The 20,678-nt window shown below is 33.7% G+C and carries 21 protein-coding genes; 20 read left to right on the forward strand and 1 reads right to left on the reverse strand.

Annotated elements, in window-relative coordinates; translation table 11 throughout:
- Positions 1-16: 16 nt before the first annotated feature.
- The 14 genes from dnaK to recO all read left to right on the forward strand — a co-directional run bounded on the left by dnaK (position 17) and on the right by recO (position 12,145).
- Positions 17-1,861 (forward strand): molecular chaperone DnaK, encoded by a 1,845-nt coding sequence (gene dnaK / locus ACP3TL_RS03865; RefSeq protein ID WP_046465458.1) that lies wholly within the window; start codon positions 17-19, stop codon positions 1,859-1,861.
- Between the two features lie 146 nt (positions 1,862-2,007).
- Positions 2,008-3,144 carry a molecular chaperone DnaJ gene (dnaJ, locus tag ACP3TL_RS03870; protein ID WP_046465457.1) on the forward strand — a complete coding sequence of 379 codons (1,137 nt, stop codon included), beginning with the start codon at positions 2,008-2,010 and terminating at the stop codon, positions 3,142-3,144.
- A gap of 3 nt (positions 3,145-3,147) precedes the next feature.
- Complete coding sequence (prmA, locus tag ACP3TL_RS03875) at positions 3,148-4,086, forward strand: 50S ribosomal protein L11 methyltransferase (protein WP_046465456.1); 939 nt, start codon at positions 3,148-3,150, stop codon at positions 4,084-4,086.
- A 2-nt stretch (positions 4,087-4,088) separates the two neighbouring features.
- Positions 4,089-4,841, forward strand: coding sequence for a 16S rRNA (uracil(1498)-N(3))-methyltransferase (locus ACP3TL_RS03880; protein WP_046465455.1), 753 nt, complete (start codon positions 4,089-4,091; stop codon positions 4,839-4,841).
- Between the two features lie 187 nt (positions 4,842-5,028).
- Complete coding sequence (gene rpsU, locus ACP3TL_RS03885) at positions 5,029-5,199, forward strand: 30S ribosomal protein S21 (RefSeq protein ID WP_002507473.1); 171 nt, start codon at positions 5,029-5,031, stop codon at positions 5,197-5,199.
- A 261-nt stretch (positions 5,200-5,460) separates the two neighbouring features.
- Positions 5,461-6,153 carry an NfeD family protein gene (locus ACP3TL_RS03890; RefSeq protein WP_370736894.1) on the forward strand — a complete coding sequence of 231 codons (693 nt, stop codon included), beginning with the start codon at positions 5,461-5,463 and terminating at the stop codon, positions 6,151-6,153.
- A gap of 12 nt (positions 6,154-6,165) precedes the next feature.
- The gene (gene floA / locus ACP3TL_RS03895) at positions 6,166-7,149 is read left to right on the forward strand and encodes a flotillin-like protein FloA (RefSeq protein WP_285325684.1); all 984 of its coding nucleotides are present in this window, start codon (positions 6,166-6,168) and stop codon (positions 7,147-7,149) included.
- Positions 7,150-7,163: 14 nt separating this feature from the next.
- Entirely contained in the window at positions 7,164-7,835 is a 672-nt protein-coding gene (locus ACP3TL_RS03900) for a hypothetical protein (protein WP_046465452.1), read from the forward strand.
- Positions 7,836-8,188: 353 nt separating this feature from the next.
- Positions 8,189-9,136: a PhoH family protein gene (locus ACP3TL_RS03905; RefSeq protein WP_046465451.1), complete on the forward strand. Its 948-nt coding sequence runs from the start codon at positions 8,189-8,191 to the stop codon at positions 9,134-9,136.
- On the forward strand, positions 9,137-9,598 hold the full coding sequence (ybeY, locus tag ACP3TL_RS03910; RefSeq protein ID WP_046465450.1) for an rRNA maturation RNase YbeY: 462 nt from the start codon (positions 9,137-9,139) through the stop codon (positions 9,596-9,598).
- An 8-nt stretch (positions 9,599-9,606) separates the two neighbouring features.
- Positions 9,607-9,942 (forward strand): diacylglycerol kinase family protein, encoded by a 336-nt coding sequence (locus ACP3TL_RS03915; RefSeq protein WP_046465449.1) that lies wholly within the window; start codon positions 9,607-9,609, stop codon positions 9,940-9,942.
- 119 nt (positions 9,943-10,061) lie between these two features.
- Positions 10,062-10,466, forward strand: coding sequence for a cytidine deaminase (gene cdd / locus ACP3TL_RS03920; protein WP_046465448.1), 405 nt, complete (start codon positions 10,062-10,064; stop codon positions 10,464-10,466).
- A complete protein-coding gene (gene era / locus ACP3TL_RS03925) occupies positions 10,466-11,365 on the forward strand; it encodes a GTPase Era (protein ID WP_002507481.1) in 900 nt (299 codons plus the stop codon). Before cdd ends, era begins: the two co-directional genes overlap by 1 nt.
- 21 nt (positions 11,366-11,386) lie before the next feature.
- A complete protein-coding gene (recO, locus tag ACP3TL_RS03930; RefSeq protein WP_285325683.1) occupies positions 11,387-12,145 on the forward strand; it encodes a DNA repair protein RecO in 759 nt (252 codons plus the stop codon).
- A 402-nt stretch (positions 12,146-12,547) separates the two neighbouring features.
- On the opposite strand, the gene ACP3TL_RS03935 is transcribed toward recO, so the two are convergent.
- Positions 12,548-13,939, reverse strand: coding sequence for a glycine--tRNA ligase (locus ACP3TL_RS03935; protein WP_046465446.1), 1,392 nt, complete (start codon positions 13,937-13,939; stop codon positions 12,548-12,550).
- A gap of 346 nt (positions 13,940-14,285) precedes the next feature.
- Here ACP3TL_RS03935 and ccpN point away from each other — a divergent pair, with 346 nt between their 5' ends.
- The 6 genes from ccpN to ACP3TL_RS03965 all read left to right on the forward strand — a co-directional run bounded on the left by ccpN (position 14,286) and on the right by ACP3TL_RS03965 (position 20,669).
- Positions 14,286-14,909, forward strand: coding sequence for a transcriptional regulator CcpN (ccpN, locus tag ACP3TL_RS03940; protein ID WP_080947906.1), 624 nt, complete (start codon positions 14,286-14,288; stop codon positions 14,907-14,909).
- Between the two features lie 14 nt (positions 14,910-14,923).
- Positions 14,924-15,748, forward strand: coding sequence for a pyruvate, water dikinase regulatory protein (locus ACP3TL_RS03945; RefSeq protein WP_046465445.1), 825 nt, complete (start codon positions 14,924-14,926; stop codon positions 15,746-15,748).
- Positions 15,749-15,791: 43 nt separating this feature from the next.
- Entirely contained in the window at positions 15,792-17,576 is a 1,785-nt protein-coding gene (gene dnaG / locus ACP3TL_RS03950) for a DNA primase (protein WP_046465444.1), read from the forward strand.
- A gap of 137 nt (positions 17,577-17,713) precedes the next feature.
- Positions 17,714-18,820, forward strand: coding sequence for an RNA polymerase sigma factor RpoD (gene rpoD, locus ACP3TL_RS03955; protein WP_046465443.1), 1,107 nt, complete (start codon positions 17,714-17,716; stop codon positions 18,818-18,820).
- A 67-nt stretch (positions 18,821-18,887) separates the two neighbouring features.
- Positions 18,888-19,565, forward strand: coding sequence for a tRNA (adenine(22)-N(1))-methyltransferase (locus ACP3TL_RS03960; RefSeq protein WP_046465442.1), 678 nt, complete (start codon positions 18,888-18,890; stop codon positions 19,563-19,565).
- Entirely contained in the window at positions 19,566-20,669 is a 1,104-nt protein-coding gene (locus tag ACP3TL_RS03965) for a Nif3-like dinuclear metal center hexameric protein (RefSeq protein WP_046465441.1), read from the forward strand. It abuts the gene before it with no gap.
- The last annotated feature ends 9 nt before the right edge of the window (positions 20,670-20,678 follow it).

The following is a 20,678-nucleotide window of genomic DNA, read 5'->3' on the forward strand; positions in this document are numbered from 1 at the left end:
CAGGAGGAATTTATTTATGAGTAAAGTAATAGGTATTGACTTAGGTACAACAAATTCATGTGTTTCAATTTTAGAAGGCGATGAGCCAAAAGTAATCCAAAACCCTGAAGGTGCAAGAACTACACCATCAGTAGTTGCATTTAAAAATGATGAAACTCAAGTAGGTGAAGTTGCTAAACGTCAAGCAATCACAAACCCTAATACAATCCAATCAATCAAACGTCATATGGGTACGAATTACAAAGTTGATGTTGAAGGTAAATCATACACACCTCAAGAAATCTCAGCAATGGTATTACAAAACCTTAAAGGTACAGCTGAAGATTACCTTGGTGAAAAAGTAGAAAAAGCAGTTATTACTGTTCCTGCATATTTCAACGACAGTGAACGTCAAGCAACTAAAGATGCTGGTAAAATCGCTGGTTTAGAAGTAGAACGTATTATTAACGAACCAACTGCAGCAGCTTTAGCATATGGTTTAGACAAAACAGAAAAAGAAGAAAAAGTATTAGTTTTTGACTTAGGTGGCGGTACTTTTGACGTTTCAATCCTTGAATTAGGTGACGGCGTATTCGAAGTACTTTCTACTGCAGGTGACAACAAACTAGGCGGAGATGACTTTGATGAAGTAATCATTAACTATTTAGTTTCTGAATTCAAAAAAGAAAACGGCGTAGATTTATCAAAAGATAAAATGGCTTTACAACGTCTTAAAGACGCTGCTGAAAAAGCTAAAAAAGATTTATCTGGCGTTTCTCAAACTCAAATTTCACTACCATTTATTTCAGCTGGAGAAAATGGCCCATTACACTTAGAAATTAATTTAACTCGTGCTAAATTTGAAGAATTGGCTGACGATTTAATCAGAAGAACAATGGTACCAACTCGCCAAGCAATGAGCGATGCAGGCTTATCAAGTTCAGAAATTGATGAAGTTATCTTAGTTGGTGGTTCAACAAGAATCCCAGCAGTTCAAGAAGCTGTTAAAAAAGAAGTAGGTAAAGAACCTAATAAAGGCGTTAACCCTGATGAAGTTGTTGCTATGGGTGCAGCAATCCAAGGTGGCGTAATCACTGGTGATGTTAAAGACGTAGTATTATTAGACGTTACACCATTATCATTAGGTATTGAAATCATGGGCGGACGTATGAATACACTTATCGAAAGAAATACGACAATCCCAACATCTAAATCACAAGTCTACTCAACAGCAGCAGACAACCAACCAGCAGTTGATATTCACGTGTTACAAGGTGAACGTCCAATGGCATCAGACAATAAAACACTTGGTAGATTCCAATTAACTGATATTCCAGCAGCTCCACGTGGCGTACCTCAAATCGAAGTTACTTTCGACATCGATAAAAATGGTATTGTAAACGTTACTGCTAAAGACTTGGGAACAAATAAAGAGCAAAATATCACAATCCAATCTAGCTCTTCACTATCAGATGATGAAATCGATCGTATGGTTAAAGACGCTGAAGAAAATGCTGACGCTGACCAAAAACGTCGCGAAGAAAGTGATACAAGAAACGAAGCAGACAGCTTAGTATTCCAAGTTGAAAAAACGATCACTGATTTAGGTGAAAACATCAGCGAAGAAGATAAACAAAATGCTGAAGATAAAAAAGAAGCATTAAAATCAGCACTTGAAGGCGAAGATATTGAAGATATCAAAGCTAAAAAAGAAGAATTAGAAAAAGTAGTTCAAGACTTATCAACAAAAGTATACGAACAAGCTGCTCAAGCTCAACAACAAGCACAAGGTGAAGAAGCAAATGCTTCTCAAGATAGTGATGTTGAAGATGCTGATTTTAAAGAAGTAAAAGATGACGACAACCAAGACAACCAAAAATAAGTATAGTCATTGACTAATTAATTGTTATTAATAGAAAAATATGACACAATTGCTTAGCCAAATTAAGTCAAAGTCAATTGAACATTGGCTTTGACTTTTTCCTTTTTTAAAAATGATTTAATAAAACAGTAAAAGGAGAGATATTAGTGGCCAAAAAAGATTATTATGAAGTCTTAGGTGTCAGCAAAGGCGCTTCTAAAGATGAAATTAAAAAGGCTTATCGTAAATTATCAAAGAAGTATCACCCGGATATTAATCAAGAAGAAGGTTCTGATGAGAAGTTTAAAGAAATCTCTGAAGCCTATGAAACATTAAGCGATGAAAATAAACGCGCAAATTATGACCAATTTGGACATGATGGTCCTCAAGGTGGCTTTGGCGGCCAAGGATTCGGTGGCCAAGACTTTAGTGGATTTGGTGGCGGCGGTTTCGAAGATATATTCAGTTCATTCTTTGGTGGCGGCCGTCAACAACGTGATCCTAACGCCCCAAGAAAAGGTGATGACTTACAATATACAATGACAGTTACGTTTGATGAAGCTGTTTTCGGTAGTGAAAAAGAAATTTCAATTCGTAAAGATGTGTCTTGTCACACTTGTGATGGTGCAGGCGCTAAGCCAGGTACTAAAAAGAAAACTTGCGAATACTGTAGTGGTGCTGGACATGTGTCTGTAGAACAAAATACAATACTTGGCAGAGTTAGAACTGAAAAAGTTTGTCCAGTATGTAGTGGTTCTGGACAAGAGTTTGAAGAACCATGTCCAACATGTAAGGGTAAAGGTACTGAGAACAAAAATGTTAAAATCAGTGTCACAATACCTGAAGGTGTAGATAATGAACAACAAATTAGATTAGCTGGTGAAGGTGCTCCTGGAGAAAATGGCGGACCTCAAGGTGATTTGTATATTGTATTTAGAGTTAAACCTTCAGAAAAATTTGAAAGAGATGGCGATGATATTTATTATTCACTTGATATCAGTATCGCTCAAGCATCACTAGGTGACGAGGTTAAAGTGCCGACGCTTAACAGCAGCGTGATGTTAACAATTCCAGCAGGTACGCAAACTGGAAAACAATTCCGTCTAAAAGAAAAAGGAATTAAGAATGTTCATGGCTACGGCTATGGCGACTTATTTATCAATATAAATGTCGTAACACCAAGTAAAATGAGTGATCGACAAAAAGAATTATTAAGAGAATTTGCCGAAATTGATGGCGAAGAAATTTCTGAACAAGCATCAAATTTTAGAGATAAAGCTAAAAGATTCTTTAAAGGAGATTAGAATATGAATTGGACCGAGATATCAATCATTGCTAATCATGAAGTAACGCCTATAATTACTAATATATTGGAAAATTTTGGTTCAAATGGTGTTGTTATAGAGGACTCTCATGACTTAAATCACGACTTTGAGGATAAATATGGCGAGCTATATGCGCTTAATGCTAATGATTACCCTAAACAAGGGGTCAGGCTAAAAGCGTATTTCAATGAACTGAAATATACTGAAACGTTTAGAAAAGCGCTTTTAAATGAAATTTCGCAAGTTGAATCTCTAGATAACTCTATTTTTAACTACGAAGAACAAATGCTTCAAGAACAAGATTGGGAAAATGAATGGAAAAATTATTTTCATCCATTTCGTGCATCAAAACAATTTACGATAGTCCCTAGTTGGGAAACATATCAAAAAGAAGATGATAGTGAATTGTGCATAGAATTGGATCCAGGTATGGCATTCGGTACAGGCGACCATCCTACAACGAGCATGTGTTTAAAAGCAATTGAAACTTATGTGAAGCCAAGTGATTCAGTTATAGATGTTGGTACAGGTTCAGGAATATTAAGTATTGCTGCACATCTTTTAGGTGTAAAACGTATTAAAGCATTAGACGTTGATGAAATGGCAGTGAAAGTTGCTAAAGAAAATTTCATAAAAAATAATTGTGCTAAGGCAATTGAAGCTGTTCCTGGTAATTTACTAACAGAAGAAACTGAAAAATTTGATGTTGTTGTCGCCAATATTTTAGCTCATATTATTGAAGAAATGATCGAAGATGCTTATAACGTTTTAAATAAAGATGGTTATTTTATAACTTCTGGTATTATAGAAGAAAAACATGAATCTATTATAAATCATATGAAGCGTAGTGGTTTTGAAATTGTTTCTATTAATCACGATAACAGTTGGGTTTGTATCGTTGGACAGAAAGTGAGCGAATAACGATGCAAAGATACTTTATTGACCAAAACGCTGATGTAAATCAGCGTTTTTTCATTACTGATAAAGGTGACATACACCATATATCCAATGTGATGCGTCATCAGACTGGCGATAAAATAATTATTACATTTGTGGATCAGAACGTATATAAGTGCCAGATTATCGATATAGCTACTGAAGGTATTGAACTTTCGTTAGTAGAAAAAATTGATATTGATACTGAATTACCTCAACATATTACGATTTGTAGTGGTTTAATTAAAGCTGATAAATATGAATGGATGCTCCAAAAATCGACAGAATTAGGTGCTAATCATTTCATAGCTGCTGGTATGAAACGTTCAGTGGTTAAATTAAATGATAGTAAGATTGATAAAAAATTAGAGCGCTGGCAAAAGATTATTAAAGAAGCAGCTGAGCAAAGCTACCGTTTAGCTATACCGTCCATAACTTATGAACCAAGTTTAAAAGTAGTTTATAATCATATCGATGAATACGATTATGTACTCATCGCTTATGAAGATGCTGCTAAAACAGGTGAAACGCACAATTTTAAGTCTGTAGTTCGTGAAATGAAATCTGGTGCTCGTGTGTTAGTTATATTTGGGCCAGAAGGTGGCTTATCAGAAGAAGAAGTAGCATTATTCGATGGTAAGGCGTATCAAATTGGTCTAGGTCCTAGGATTTTAAGAGCAGAAACTGCACCACTTTACGTATTAAGTGCTGTAAGTTTTGAAAAAGATTTATTAGATTAACGTTAAAATAATCATGTGTTAAGTAATACAATGTATACATTTTAGTACAAATTTTTGCTTTAAATTAAAAAATTGTAAATTTTACTAATTGACCGCTTTAATCAGATATATTATACTGATTAATACATGGTCATAACCATGAAATGATAATAAAGTTTCGTTGATATTTGGAGGGAGGGAAATACACATGTCTAAAACAACAGTTAAGAGTAATGAATCACTTGAAGATGCGTTACGTCGTTTCAAACGTACAGTTTCTAAAAGCGGTACAATTCAAGAAGTTCGTAAGCGTGAATATTACGAAAAACCTAGTGTTAAACGTAAGAAAAAATCAGAAGCTGCGCGTAAACGTAAATAGTATTTACTAACGGTAGCTTGCACGTAAACGAATATTCTAATAATTAATTGTGTCGTTGACTCCCTCAACACCAACATTAATTATAAATAGTAATAGTCTTAGTTGTTCAACAGCTAAGACTATTATTTTTTTATAAATTCAGGTTCATGATTTGAAAAAATTAATATAATTAACATTTATGCTATAAACGCTATAATCATACATTCATTTCATGTATAATCAAGTTGAGAGCGAGGTGATAGAGTGATTCCTTCGAGTAGTATACATACAATATTTTCAGTCAACTTTGTTGAACAAGGAAATTGGATTGATAATGTTGCAAGCGTTATCGTCAGTCCGTTTGGAGCTTTAATTTTAACTTGTATTATCTTCCTAGGATTTTTATATCAATTATACTCTAATAAGATAAATATTGTGGGTATCGTTGCCACATTAGCTTTATTGATACTCTTTTTAGGGTTTTTTGTAAAAGGCGATGTCAACTTGTACTCAATCATCTTATTTGGAATCGGTGTCATATTGGTAATAATAGAACTTTTTGTTGTTGGTGCGATTATCGGTATTATCGGTATGGGGCTAATAACTTTTAGTATTATTACTTTAGGTGACAATTTAATTTATATGATTGCTAGTGTAGTTGTAGCATTGATATTATCAATCATAGAGTGGGTGGTACTAGTGAAAATTTTCAAACGTAAGATACCGTTTTTAGATAAAGTAGTTTTGAAGGATTCTACAAATGCAGAGGCAGGCTACACTTCACATGAAGATCGCTCTCATTTAGTTGGGCTTACTGCTACTACATTAACAGATTTAAGACCAGCAGGAATCATTACACTCAACAATGAACGTATCGACGCAGTTTCTGATGGATCATTTATTTTGCGAAATAAAGCAGTAACCATTTTAGAAGTTGAAGGCACGAGAGTTGTTGTTAGAGAAAACGAATCATAAAGGAGAGAAAGTATGATCGGATTAGTTGTTATCGTCGTCATAGTAGTAATAGCTTTATTATTACTATTTTCATTTGTTCCAGTCGGATTATGGATTTCAGCAACAGCTGCAGGCGTTAAAGTAGGTATTGGAACATTAGTTGGTATGAGACTTCGTAGAGTTTCACCACGAAAAGTTATTTCACCATTAATTAAGGCACACAAAGCTGGTTTGAATTTAACAACAAACCAACTTGAATCACATTACTTAGCAGGAGGAAACGTCGACCGTGTTGTTGATGCTAACATTGCAGCACAAAGAGCGGACATCAACTTACCATTTGAACGTGGAGCAGCTATTGATTTAGCTGGCCGTGACGTATTAGAAGCTGTTCAAATGTCAGTTAACCCTAAAGTAATAGAAACACCATTTATCGCAGGTGTAGCGATGAACGGTATCGAAGTAAAAGCTAAAGCGCGTATTACTGTTCGTGCTAACATCGCTCGTTTAGTAGGTGGTGCTGGTGAAGAAACAATTATTGCACGTGTCGGTGAAGGTATCGTATCAACAATTGGTTCTAGTGAGCACCATACACAAGTTTTAGAAAACCCAGACAATATTTCTAAAACAGTACTTAGTAAAGGGTTAGATTCTGGTACAGCATTTGAAATCTTATCAATCGATATTGCTGACGTTGATATCAGCAAAAACATTGGTGCAGACTTACAAACTGAACAAGCACTTGCTGACAAAAACATTGCACAAGCTAAAGCAGAAGAACGTAGAGCAATGGCTGTAGCTCAAGAGCAAGAAATGAAAGCTAAAGTTCAAGAAATGCGTTCTAAAGTTGTTGAAGCAGAAGCAGAAGTACCACTTGCTATGGCAGAAGCGTTACGTTCTGGCAACTTAGGCGTTAAGGATTATTATAACCTTAAAAATGTTGAAGCTGATACTGGCATGAGAAACTCAATCAACGAACGTACGAACCCAAAAGATGATGAATCACCGGAAAATTAATTAGGGGTGATTAAATGAATATAGCTATTATTATCTTTGTAATATCTGTGATTGTTACAATAGTCAGTGCTATTAGCGATAATAGCCATAAAGATAGAAAAAACCAAAAACCACCAATAAACAATCAACCTAATCGAAATGATCAGCCACCTAAAAGAGGCGGTTTCCTTGATGAAATTGGTAAAGCATTCAAAGAAATCGAACAACAAATGAATGAAGGACCAACGAGGAAAGATATTGAACAACAACCGCAAAAGCGTGCAGAACCTGCAAGACCAGTTGAAACTAGAGCTGAAAAAATGGAAACGCCAAATCCTCAACAAACGACTCGAACAATGCGTACAGACAACGAGACTGAAGCAGAAAAGTTAAAACGTTCGCAAGAGCAAAAAGAGGATAAACTGCAAAAAGAACTTGAAGCAGATTTAATGGGCGAATTACAAGATGTGCGTACAGAAATTGATCGTGAAAACGAGAAAAAACTGAAGAGAACTGAAAGAAGAGCACGTGCTATTATTTCAGATAAATATTTATCTGAGAGAACAAAACGTTTCCGTTTAAAACAGTTAATGGATGCACAGGCAATTCAGAGTCCAGTTACTAATGAAAAATATAGGTTTGCAGAAGATGAAGTTGTAAATGGTATTATTTGGTCGGAAATATTAGAAAGACCCAAAAGATTATAGCGCAGTATAATCTATAAATTAAACGCCTTATGGAGTCGATATATGATGACTTTGTAAGGCGTTTTTGTGTATTTGCAATAATTTCAATGAAAAAATAACCATAATAAATTAAACTAATAGCTCACGACTAATAAGAATGTAAACATCATGTAAAATTTGATAAATGAGCCTCTATTTAATACTCTTTGAAATAATATATAGTTAATTCGTGATATAATGATGGTGTAATCATCATTATATGATTGAATTGTTAAATGCTTAAAATAATTTAATGAACGATAATAATTTTTGTAAGTTAAAATCTAATAGGATAAAATAAGATGAAAAGAATATATTTGTAAAGGAGCACCTATATGCCTGGAATTATTCAAATAGATGACATCAATGAAGCTCAAGCGCTCATTGGTAATAACGATGAACACCTTAAATTAATTGAGGAAGGGTTTGATGTCATTGTACATGCTCGAGGTCAAGAAATCTCTGTAAAAGGAGAGCAAGTAGAGCATGTTAAAAAAGCAGAATCAGTACTCATTAACCTTTTGAAAGTCATTCAACAAGGTATTTCAATCTCTTCAAAAGATGTTGAAGCAGCAGTGAAAATGGCAAATAATGGTACGATTCAATACTTATTAGATTTATATGAAGAAGAAATAACTAAAGATGCATACGGAAAGACCATCCGTGCAAAAACCATGGGTCAACGTATGTATGTAAATGCTATGTATCATAATGATTTAGTATTTGGTGTAGGACCAGCTGGTACAGGAAAAACCTTCTTAGCTGTTGTGTACGCTGCGAAACAGTTAAGAAAAGGAAATGTTAAACGAATTGTGCTAACAAGACCTGCAGTGGAAGCAGGAGAGTCACTAGGCTTCTTGCCAGGAGACCTAAAGGAAAAGGTTGATCCATACTTAAGACCTCTATATGACGGTTTAAATACTGTTTTAGGAAGAGAACAAACGGCGCGCTTTATAGAAAGAGGCATCATAGAAATTGCGCCCCTAGCTTATATGCGCGGTAGAACATTAGATGATGCTTTTGTTATTTTAGATGAGGCACAAAATACAACACAAGCACAAATGAAAATGTTCTTAACTCGACTAGGTTTTGATTCGAAAATGGTAGTTACTGGAGACCAAACTCAAGTAGACTTACCTAAAGGAGTTAAAAGTGGTCTAAAAGAAGCAGTTAAAAAATTAAAAGAAGTTAAAGGCTTAAGCGTACATTATCTTGATCAAAGTGATGTTGTACGTCACCCATTAGTAAGTAAAATTATTGACCGTTACGAAGGAGAAGAGTAAATGTTTACAATAGACTTTAGTGATCACACTGAAATAGTTAAAAGTGAATGGTTAACTCAGATTGATAAACTCCTCACTTTTGCAAAAGAGCAAGAACAAATTGATAGCGATGCCGAGTTATCTGTAACTTTTGTAGATAAAACCGAAATTCAAGAAATTAATAAAATGTATCGTGATAAAGATAAAGTAACAGATGTTATATCATTTGCTTTAGAAGAAGATGAACCAGAAATTATTGGACTTGATATGCCAAGAGTATTAGGCGACATTATTATTTGTACTGACGTAGCTCAGGAACAAGCTGATTCTTACGGTCATTCTTTTGAAAGAGAATTAGGCTTTCTTGCACTCCATGGTTTCTTACATCTATTAGGTTATGATCATATAGATGAAGAGGACGAAAAAGAAATGTTTGGGCGACAAGATCAAATTCTAAATGCTTATGGTTTAACAAGAGATTAGAGGTAGACATGAAACGTTTTAAATACGCTTTTCAAGGTATGTTAGTACTATTAAATAAAGACAGAAAATTTTTAATGCATCTTTTATTAGGGCTTGCCACTGTTATTTGTGGTATTGTTTTTGGTATTAGTCAATTAGAATGGCTTTTTATTATTATAGCGATAGGTGTTGTACTTGCTTTCGAAGCTATCAATACAGCAGTAGAATATGTGGTTGATTTAGTTACAGGTGATTATCATATATTAGCAAAAAAGGCTAAAGATATCGCTGCTTTTAGTGTTGTGCTAGCTTCTATTACTGCACTTGCTATTGGTCTCGCTGTTTTTTTACCATATGTGTTCTAAATTGTAGTGCAATTTTATAGAATTTGTTTATACTTAAAGAACAGAGTAATTAAACATTAAATCGATAATTAAGTGGATTTTTTTAATAACCCTTAATATTGAATAGGAGCGTGTTAGCTATGGCTTATCAATCACACTATTTTACAGAAGTAAGAAATGCTCAAGCCAATTCATATTCACCATATAGTAATTTTAAAGTTGGTGCATATTTAAGAACGAAAGACGGTAAAGTTTATCATGGAGCAAATGTTGAAAACGCAGCATACTCAATGGCAATTTGTGCAGAGAGATCAAGTTTGGTTGCTGCAATATCAGATGGTTATAGACCAGGTGGTTTTGAATCAATTACAGTTACTGTTGATGCAGATGCGCCATCTTCACCATGTGGTGAATGTCGTCAGGTGTTAAAAGAATTATGCGATGACGATATGCCAGTATATATGACTAATCATAAAGGCGATATGATAGAATCAACCGTAAATGACTTATTACCATTAGGATTTTCTGGAAAGGATTTAAATTAATGACAGGACATAAATCAGGATTTATATCAATTATAGGTAGACCCAATGTTGGGAAATCTACGTTTGTTAACCGTGTGATCGGACATAAGATAGCTATTATGTCTGATAAAGCACAAACTACAAGAAACAAAATTCAAGGCGTTATGACACAAGAAGATGCTCAAATCATTTTCTTAGATACACCTGGTATTCATAAACCGAAACATAAATTAGGCGACTACATGATGCGCGTCGCTACAAACACGTTATCTGAAATAGATGCTATTATGTTCATGGTAAATGTAAATGAAGATATAGGTCGTGGTGATGAGTATATTATGGATATGCTTAAAACGATTAAAACACCTGTCTTTTTAGTATTAAATAAAATTGATTTAGTACACCCAGATGAACTTATGCCAAGAATTGAAAAATACAAAAAATATATGGATTTCACTGAAATTGTACCAATTTCAGCACTGGAAGGCTTAAATGTAGATCATTTTATAAATGTAATAAAATCTTATTTACCAGAAGGACCTAAGTACTATCCAGATGATCAAATCTCTGATCATCCAGAACAATTTGTTGTAGGCGAGTTAATTCGTGAAAAGATTTTACATTTAACAAGTGAAGAAATCCCTCATGCCATTGGTGTAAACGTAGATCGCATGGTTAAAGAAGATGAAGACAGAGTTCGAATTGAAGCAACAATATTTGTTGAACGAGATTCACAAAAAGGTATTGTTATTGGTAAAGGCGGTAAAAAACTTAAAGAAGTTGGTAAACGTGCACGCCAAGATATCGAAATGTTACTAGGATCTAAAGTTTATTTAGAACTTTGGGTAAAAGTCCAAAAAGATTGGCGAAATAAAGTTAACTTCATCCGTCAAATGGGTTATTTAGAAGATCGAGATTAATTTGGGAGTCGGTGAGCTAATGTGTTAATCAAGCAAAAAGGTATTATTATTAAAACGGTTGATTATGGCGAATCCGATAAAATTATCACAATTTTAAATGAGCATGGTGCAAAAGTACCACTAATGGTTCGAAGAGCTAAAAAAAGCAAAAGTGGTTTACAAGCTAATACACAATTATTTGTGTATGGCTTATTTATTTATTCTAAATGGAAGGGTATGGGAACACTGAGTTCTGTCGATGTGATAGAACAAAATTACAACCTTCGTTTAGATATTTATGAAAGTAGCTTTGCGAGTTTAAGTGCAGAAACAATTGACCGCTCGATTGAAAGTGATGAAATTTCTCAATATAGCTATGATTTATTACATTTTGTATTGTCGAAAATTAAAGATGGTGTATCTGCCCAACTCATGTCAGTCGTTGTTTTATTAAAATGTATGACAAAATTTGGCTTCAATGCTATTTTTGACAAGTGTGTAGTTACTGATAGTAATGATCAATCTCGTTTAATTGGTTATAGTTTTAAATTTGATGGTGCTATTTCTGTGAATGTACGACATCAAGATCCACATGCACTCATTTTAATGAATAAAACACTTTATCTATTGGATATATTGCAAAAATTGCCGATTAGTCAAATGAGTTCTTTGAGTATTCATGATGATGTAGTAGATGAAATGTCAGAGTTAATGATTATGCTCTATAGCGAATATGCAGGTATGTTTTTTAAAAGTCAAAAGTTAATTAACCAACTACATAGATTAGATAGTAATCTGTAATTATCTATGTACGAGAAGAACGTAAATTTAAAAAAGAGTACACCTTGAAAATAAATTTCAAGGTGTACTCTTTTTATATTAATAATATATGTTTTCAGCTGTTTGAATAGATGAAAAATGATGGAGTCAGCCGACAAAATTAAATTGTTGTAGCAAGATTTCGTCATGAGCCCAGCTTGGCAAAGTAGCTTGGAAATTGGAATACAAGTGCTGAAACTTTTTCATAGGAACCAATTTTCTTCATAAATGAAGTTGTAGTTCTTTAAGATCTAGATATAAGCACATCTTCAATTCATTCAGCCACTGCCAATATAAAAATTGAGGCTGAGACATGTATTATGTCTCAGCCTCATCACGTTATTAGCAATCTGCTAAATCACAGCTGTGTATTTTATTAAAAAATTAGAATTTTACTTTTTCAGTTAAGAAAGCTTCTAATTCTGAAATTGGCATACGTACTTGTTCCATTGAATCACGGTCACGTACTGTAACTTGTTGATCTTCTAATGAATCAAAGTCAAAAGTTATACAGTAAGGTGTGCCGATTTCATCTTGACGACGGTAACGTTTACCAATAGATTGTGATTCATCGAAATCTATTGCAAAGTTAGCACTTAGCTCTTCAAATATTTTGATAGCGTCGCCAGATAATTTCTTGCTTAATGGTAAGATAGCGGCTTTATATGGTGCTAGAGCAGGGTGGAAGTGTAATACAGTTCTAGAATCTTTACTTCCTTCAACGCCTTCCTCACTATATGCATCACATAAGAAAGCTAATGTAACACGATCAGCACCTAATGAAGGTTCGATACAATATGGAATATATTTTTCGCCTGATTCTTGATCGTGATATTGGAAATCTTCACCTGAATGTTCACTGTGTTGTTTCAAGTCGAAGTCTGTACGACTTGCGATCCCCCATAATTCACCCCAACCGAATGGGAAACGATATTCAATATCTGTTGTAGCATTAGAATAGTGAGATAATTCATCAGCGTCATGATCACGTAAACGTGTAGCTTCTTCGCTTAAATTTAAGTCTTTTAACCATTGACTTGCAAATGTTTTCCAGTAGTTATACCATTCAATTTCTTCACCAGGTTTACAGAAGAATTCTAATTCCATTTGTTCGAATTCACGTGTTCTGAATATGAAGTTACCAGGTGTAATTTCATTACGGAATGATTTACCAACTTGGCCAATACCAAATGGTAATTTTTTACGCATTGTACGTTGTACATTTTTATAGTTTACGAAAATACCTTGTGCAGTTTCTGGACGTAAGAAAATTTCATTTGTTGAACTTTCAGTTACGCCTTGGAACGTTTTAAACATTAAGTTGAATTGACGAATATCAGTCCAATTGGCTGTACCACTTACAGAACAAACAATACCTTCTTCATCGATAATACGTTTCATTTCGTCGAAACTTAAGCCATCAGCTACAAAGTTTTCATCACCTTTAACATTTGCCATATGATCTTCGATAATTTTGTCAGCACGATAACGAATCTTGCTGTCTTTGTTATCGATCATAGGATCGTTAAAGTTACCTAAGTGACCTGAAGCTTCCCAAGTTTTTGGGTTCATTAAAATAGCTGCATCAATACCAACGTTATATGGTGATTGAGTGATGAATTTTTGCCACCAAGCTTTTTTAATATTATTTTTTAATTCTACTCCTAGTGGACCGTAATCCCATGTATTTGATAAACCACCATAAATATCACTACCAGGGAATACAAAACCTCTATGTTTTGCTAATGAGACAATTGTTTCCATATCTTTTGTCATAAAAAACACTCCTTTTTAACATAAAAACGCCCCAAGACAAAGAAAAAGCCAAAAAAACTTAATCATTGTCTTGGGACGAGTTAATCATTTTTAATCACATATAAAATATACATGTTTATTTAAATTATTCTTGATAACCCGCGGTTCCACCCAACTTAGTGTGTACACTCGCTTTTATCTATCATTTAATTGTGGCCAATGAGTCTTGTTAGGCTTTCACTGTCCCCAACTCGCTTTAATTTTAATATTAATGTATTGTGCGTTTATTAGCAAGTAATTATATGTATTTGTAGCAATTAAAAATTCCATGTATAATTAAGAAGAATGAGTGAAGGGGTGAAGTACAATAGAACTAAGTAAAAGACAACAGCAAATAGTTGAAATTGTCAAAAACAACGGTCCTATAACTGGTGAGCATATAGCAGAAAGACTTAGTTTGACACGTGCAACATTAAGACCTGACTTAGCCATTTTAACAATGTCCGGTATTTTAGAAGCTAGACCACGTGTAGGTTATTATTATTCTGGTAAGCCAAAGAATAAATTACTAGCTGATCAATTAAAACAATATATAGTGAAAGATTATGCATCACATCCTGTTGTGGTTAAAAATGAGATGTCAGTTTATGATGCAATATGTACAATATTTTTAGAAGATGTCAGTACGTTATTCGTAATCAATAGTAATGGAGATTTTATTGGTGTTTGTTCGCGTAAGGATTTACTACGAGCATCTATGATTGGTGAAGATATACACACAATGCCTGTAAATATTATTATGACACGCATGCCGAACTTAAGCTTTATTCTTGAAGATGAAAGAGTCGTTTTTGCAGCCAATTTAATGATTGAAAAAGAAATTGATTCACTACCCATCGTAATCAAAAAAGAAAATGGCAAATATGAAGTCAAAGGACGTATATCAAAAACTACAATTACAAAAATCTTTGTATCATTATTAAACGAATAGGTGGTATTTAACTTATGGAAAATATAAAAATTATAGTCGCATCGGACTCGGTAGGAGAAACAGCTGAACTTGTGGCAAGAGCATGTATTTCACAATTTAATCCAAATCAATGCGATAGTGAAATTAATAGATATCCGTATATTGAAACTTTAGAAAATGTAGATGAAGTTATCCAAGTAGCTAAAGATACAGAAGCTATTGTTGTCTATACACTAGTTAAACCGGAAATAAGAAAATATATGGAATCAAAAATCAAAGAGGATGCAATAAAATCCGTAGATATTATGGGTCCGCTCATGAATATCCTCTTAGACAAAATTGATGAACAGCCTTATTTTGAACCAGGGCTAGTACATCAATTAGATGAGGCCTATTTCAAAAAAATTGATGCAATTGAATTTGCTGTAAAATACGATGATGGCAAAGATCCTAAGGGACTAACAAAAGCAGATATCGTGCTATTAGGAATCTCTAGAACTTCAAAAACCCCACTATCACAATATCTTGCACACAAAAGTTACAAGGTGATGAATATACCTATTGTCCCAGAAGTAACACCACCGGATGATTTGTTTAACGTTGATCCATCAAAATGCATTGCTTTAAAAATAAGTGAAGAAAAACTAAACCGTATTCGTAAAGAACGTTTAAAACAACTCGGTTTAGGTGACAGTGCAAGATATGCGACTGAGCAGCGTATTGAAGAAGAATTAAATTACTTTCATGAACTCGTGGATAAGATAGGTTGTCCAGTTATTGATGTTTCTGATAAAGCGATAGAAGAAACTGCAAATGATATTATTAGCATTATTGAGCAAAATAGTTTCAAAAACCAATGAAAAAAGCTATAATATTGTAATTAATGTCTAATAGGTGATTAAGTTGCGAATAGAACAATCAACAATAAATGAAATAAAAGATAAGACTGACATACTCGACTTAGTAAGCGAGTATGTCAAATTAGAAAAAAGGGGACGCAATTATATTGGTTTGTGTCCTTTTCATGATGAAAAAACACCGTCATTTACAGTGTCAGAAGACAAACAAATTTGTCATTGCTTTGGTTGTAAAAAAGGTGGCAATGTTTTTCAATTTACTCAAGAAATAAAAGATATTTCTTTTACAGAAGCAGTAAAAGAATTAGGTGAACGTGTAAATATTGAAGTTGAAACTGACCAAAGTGCTTCAGGGCAAGATGATAAACATCAGGTTGCATCAGAAGATTTGCAAATGATTGAAATGCATGAACTGATGCAAGAATATTATCACTATGCATTAAAGAAAACAGTTGAAGGTGAAGCAGCTTTAACTTATTTAAAAGAACGTGGATTTACAGATGCATTAATTGATGCAAGAAAAATTGGCTATGCACCAAAGAATTCTCATTTTTGTCATGATTTTTTACAAAAAAAAGGTTACGATATTCAATTAGCCTATGAAGCGGGTTTATTGTCTAGAAATGAAGAGAATTTTAGTTATTATGATCGCTTTCGAGATCGAGTGATGTTTCCGCTGATGAACGCTCAAGGTAGAACAGTAGGTTATTCTGGTAGAACATATACGAATCAAGAGCCTAAGTACCTTAATAGTCCTGAAACGCCCATCTTCCAGAAACGAAGATTGTTATATAATGTTGATAAGGCGCGAAAATCGATACGCAAAAATGATGAAATTATCTTATTAGAAGGATTTATGGATGTCATTAAAGTTGACCAAGCTGGAATCAAACAAGTCGTTGCTAGCATGGGTACACAAATTTCACAAGAACATATTGCTTTCATCAAGAAACTCACATCTAATGTAACGTTAATGTTTGATGGTGACTTTGCAGGTAGTGAAGCAACATTGAAATCAGGTCAAGCGTTATTGGAACAAGGATTTAATGTATTTGTGGTACAACTTCCAAAAGATATGGATCCAGATGAATATATTGGAAAACACGGCGCTGATGCATTTAACTATTATGTAGAACATGAAAAGAAATCATATATTTTATATAAAGTGCATATACATCAAGATGAAATAGACAATAACGATTTATCATATGAAAGATATTTAAAAGAGATAACAAATGATATATCATTCATGAAGTCATCAATACTTCGTAAAAAGATATTGCAAGAAGTATCGGAATTGTTTAAAGTTAGCTTGGATAGTCTAAATAATGAAGTAGGACACCAACAAGATTATTATCAACCTCAAGCGTATCAATTACCAACAGTCCCACAATTTAATAACTTAAACAAAAACGAAAAAGCAGAACGCGCTTTATTGAAACATTTTATGAATGATAAAGACACTTTCTTGAATTATCACAAATTACTTCAAGTAGAAGACTTTACAAATGAGTATTTTAAGCGTATATTTAATGTTTTACACCAGTTTTACTCTGAGCATGATACATTTAATATTAGTGACGTTTTACAGTACATTGATTCCAATGAAATCAAGGAAGCATTTATATCATTAGATAACTATATGATAAATGAAGAACCATTTGAATATGAAATTGATGACTATGTAAATACACTAACATCTAATAGAAATGAAGAAACGATAGAATCGCTTAATCATAAGCTACGGGAGGCTTCGAGGTTAGGTGATTTAGAATTGCAAAAATATTATTTAGAAAAAATTGTAAATCATAATAAAAATAGGATGAATTAATTCAATAATGAATGTATGTGTATATTAATAGGATTAACAGCCTGTATACTAGAATGTTATTTTAATTCAGTTTTATAAATTTTGACTATAAAATATTTTGGTATCAAGTTGATATTATATATTCGGGAGGCCTTTTCATGTCTGGAAATAAAGTTAAAGTTAAAAAACAAACCATCGACCCATCTCTAACTTTAGAAGATGTAAAAAAACAATTGATTGAAAAAGGTAAAAAGCAAGGACACTTGAGTCATGAAGAAATTGCTGAAAAAATGCAAAACTTCGAAATGGATTCTGATCAAATGGACGAACTTTTTGACCAATTAACAGATAACGACATAAGTTTAGTTAATGAAAAAGATAGTTCAGACAAAGATTCAAAATTAAATCCAAATGATTTAAGTGCGCCTCCAGGTGTGAAAATAAATGATCCAGTCCGTATGTATTTAAAAGAAATCGGACGCGTAAATTTATTAAACGCACAAGAAGAAGTTGAATTGGCTAAAAGAATTGAAAAAGGCGATGAAATTGCTAAATCACGTTTAGCTGAAGCGAATTTACGTCTTGTAGTAAGTATAGCCAAAAGATACGTAGGACGCGGTATGCTGTTCCTTGACCTGATACAAGAAGGTAATATGGGACTTATTAAAGCCGTGGAAAAATTCGATTTCAATAAAGGTTTCAAATTCTCCACATATGCAACATGGTGGATACGTCAAGCTATCACGCGTGCGATTGCTGACCAAGCACGTACGATTCGTATACCGGTTCACATGGTTGAAACAATTAATAAATTAATCCGTGTACAAAGACAATTATTACAAGATTTAGGCCGTGATCCAGCACCAGAAGAAATTGGTGAAGAAATGGATTTACCACCTGAAAAAGTAAGAGAAATACTGAAAATAGCTCAAGAGCCAGTTTCTTTAGAAACACCAATAGGTGAAGAAGATGACAGTCATTTAGGTGACTTCATAGAAGACCAAGAAGCCCAAAGCCCTTCGGATCATGCAGCTTATGAGTTGTTAAAAGAACAGTTAGAAGATGTATTAGATACACTAACTGACCGTGAAGAAAATGTATTACGCTTACGTTTTGGATTAGATGACGGTAGAACTCGTACATTAGAAGAAGTTGGTAAAGTGTTTGGTGTAACTAGAGAACGAATTCGTCAAATCGAAGCTAAGGCACTTAGAAAATTAAGACACCCAAGCAGAAGTAAACGTCTAAAAGACTTTATGGACTAACTTTTTAGCTCTTTTGTACAACGATGTACAAAAGAGCTTTTTACATATACATAGAGGAGAACTTTTTATGATTCCATTAAATCAAAGATTAAAAAAAGTAAGTACTTATATACAAGGCGATTGTCTAGCGGACATCGGTTCGGACCATGCATATTTACCAATTTTTGCAATTGAAAACAACTTAACGCAAAAGGCAATTGCTGGTGAAGTGATCAAAGGACCGTTTGAAGCATCAAAGCGCAATGTCATTGAACAACAACTACATTCAGTTATTGATGTTAGACTCGGTGACGGTTTATCTGTCATACAAAAGAGTGACGATATTTCATCGATTACGATTTGTGGTATGGGTGGGCCTTTAATTGCTAAAATACTAGATGAAGGTTCTGAAAAATTAACAAATCAACCGAGATTGATTTTGCAAAGCAACATCCAATCTAGTGCCATACGAAAACAACTTGTGAAGATGAATTACAGTATTATAGCTGAGGATATATTAGAAGAAAAAGGTCATATATATGAAATTATTGTTGCAGATTATTTAGAAAGTGTTGAACCTTTATCATCACAAGCATTAAAATTTGGCCCTGAATTATTGAAAAATAAAAACAATTTGTTTTTCAAAAAATGGGAACGCGAACGAGATGCATTATATAAAATACAACAGAATTTAAATCCACAACAGCACGCCGAACGCTTAAATGAAATCAATAATGAAATTAATTTAATCAATGAGGTGATATAAATGAACGTTGAACAATTTCTTCGCATTATTAATCAGCATGTACCATTGAATACGGCTGAATCATGGGATAACGTAGGCTTACTTATTGGCGATACATCTTCTACAGTTACAGGGGTTCTGACTGCGCTTGACTGTACTGATGATGTAGTTGAGGAAGCAATGACGAATCAATGTAATACAATAGTTTGTCATCACCCGCTAATATTTAAAGGGGTTAAAAACATTACACAGCAAGATGGCTATGGTGCTATCATACGGAAGCTAATTCAAAATAGTATTAACCTTATCGCCTTGCATACAAATTTAGACGTTTATCCAAAAGGTGTTAATGCGATGCTGGCTAATAAAATCGAATTACACAATCAACATATTCTAAATCCAGAAACAATTCCATATTTTAAAGTCCAAGTGTTTATTCCAAAAGTAAATTTAGAAACTTTCAAAAAACATCTGAGTGAAGCAGGTTTAGCACAAGAAGGCGAATATGAATATTGCTTCTTTGAAAGCCCTGGTAACGGACAATTTAAACCTGTAGGTCATGCAAATCCACATATTGGTGAATTAGGTTCTGTAGAACATGTGGAAGAGTATAAATTAGAATTTATGATTGAAGCCAATCAACGCGCTTTAGCACAACAATTAATCACACAACATCATCCATATGAAACACCTGTTTATGATTTTATAAAAATGGAAAAAGAAGCAAATTATGGTTTAGGTATGATCGGTGAACTTAAAGCATCTATGTCAGCAGAATCATTTGTGAAGCACGTTAAAACACAATTGCAAATGCCTAGTGTCCGATTTACTGGTGACAAAAACGCACAGATCAAAACAGTTGCTGTTATTGGTGGTTCTGGTATTGGTTTTGAGTATACTGCAGCTAAAAAAGGTGCAGATATATTTGTGACTGGAGATATTAAACATCATGATGCTTTAGACGCTAAAATTGCAGGTGTTAATTTATTAGATATTAACCATTATAGTGAATATGTGATGAAAGATGGATTGCGTCAACTTTTAATAACATGGTTAAACGACGAAGAATTTGATTTTAATATAAACGCATCCCAATTAAATACAGATCCATTTGAATATATATAATACGTGAAT

Source organism: Staphylococcus caseorum (assembly GCF_049943195.1).
GTDB classification, from domain to species: domain Bacteria; phylum Bacillota; class Bacilli; order Staphylococcales; family Staphylococcaceae; genus Staphylococcus; species Staphylococcus equorum_A.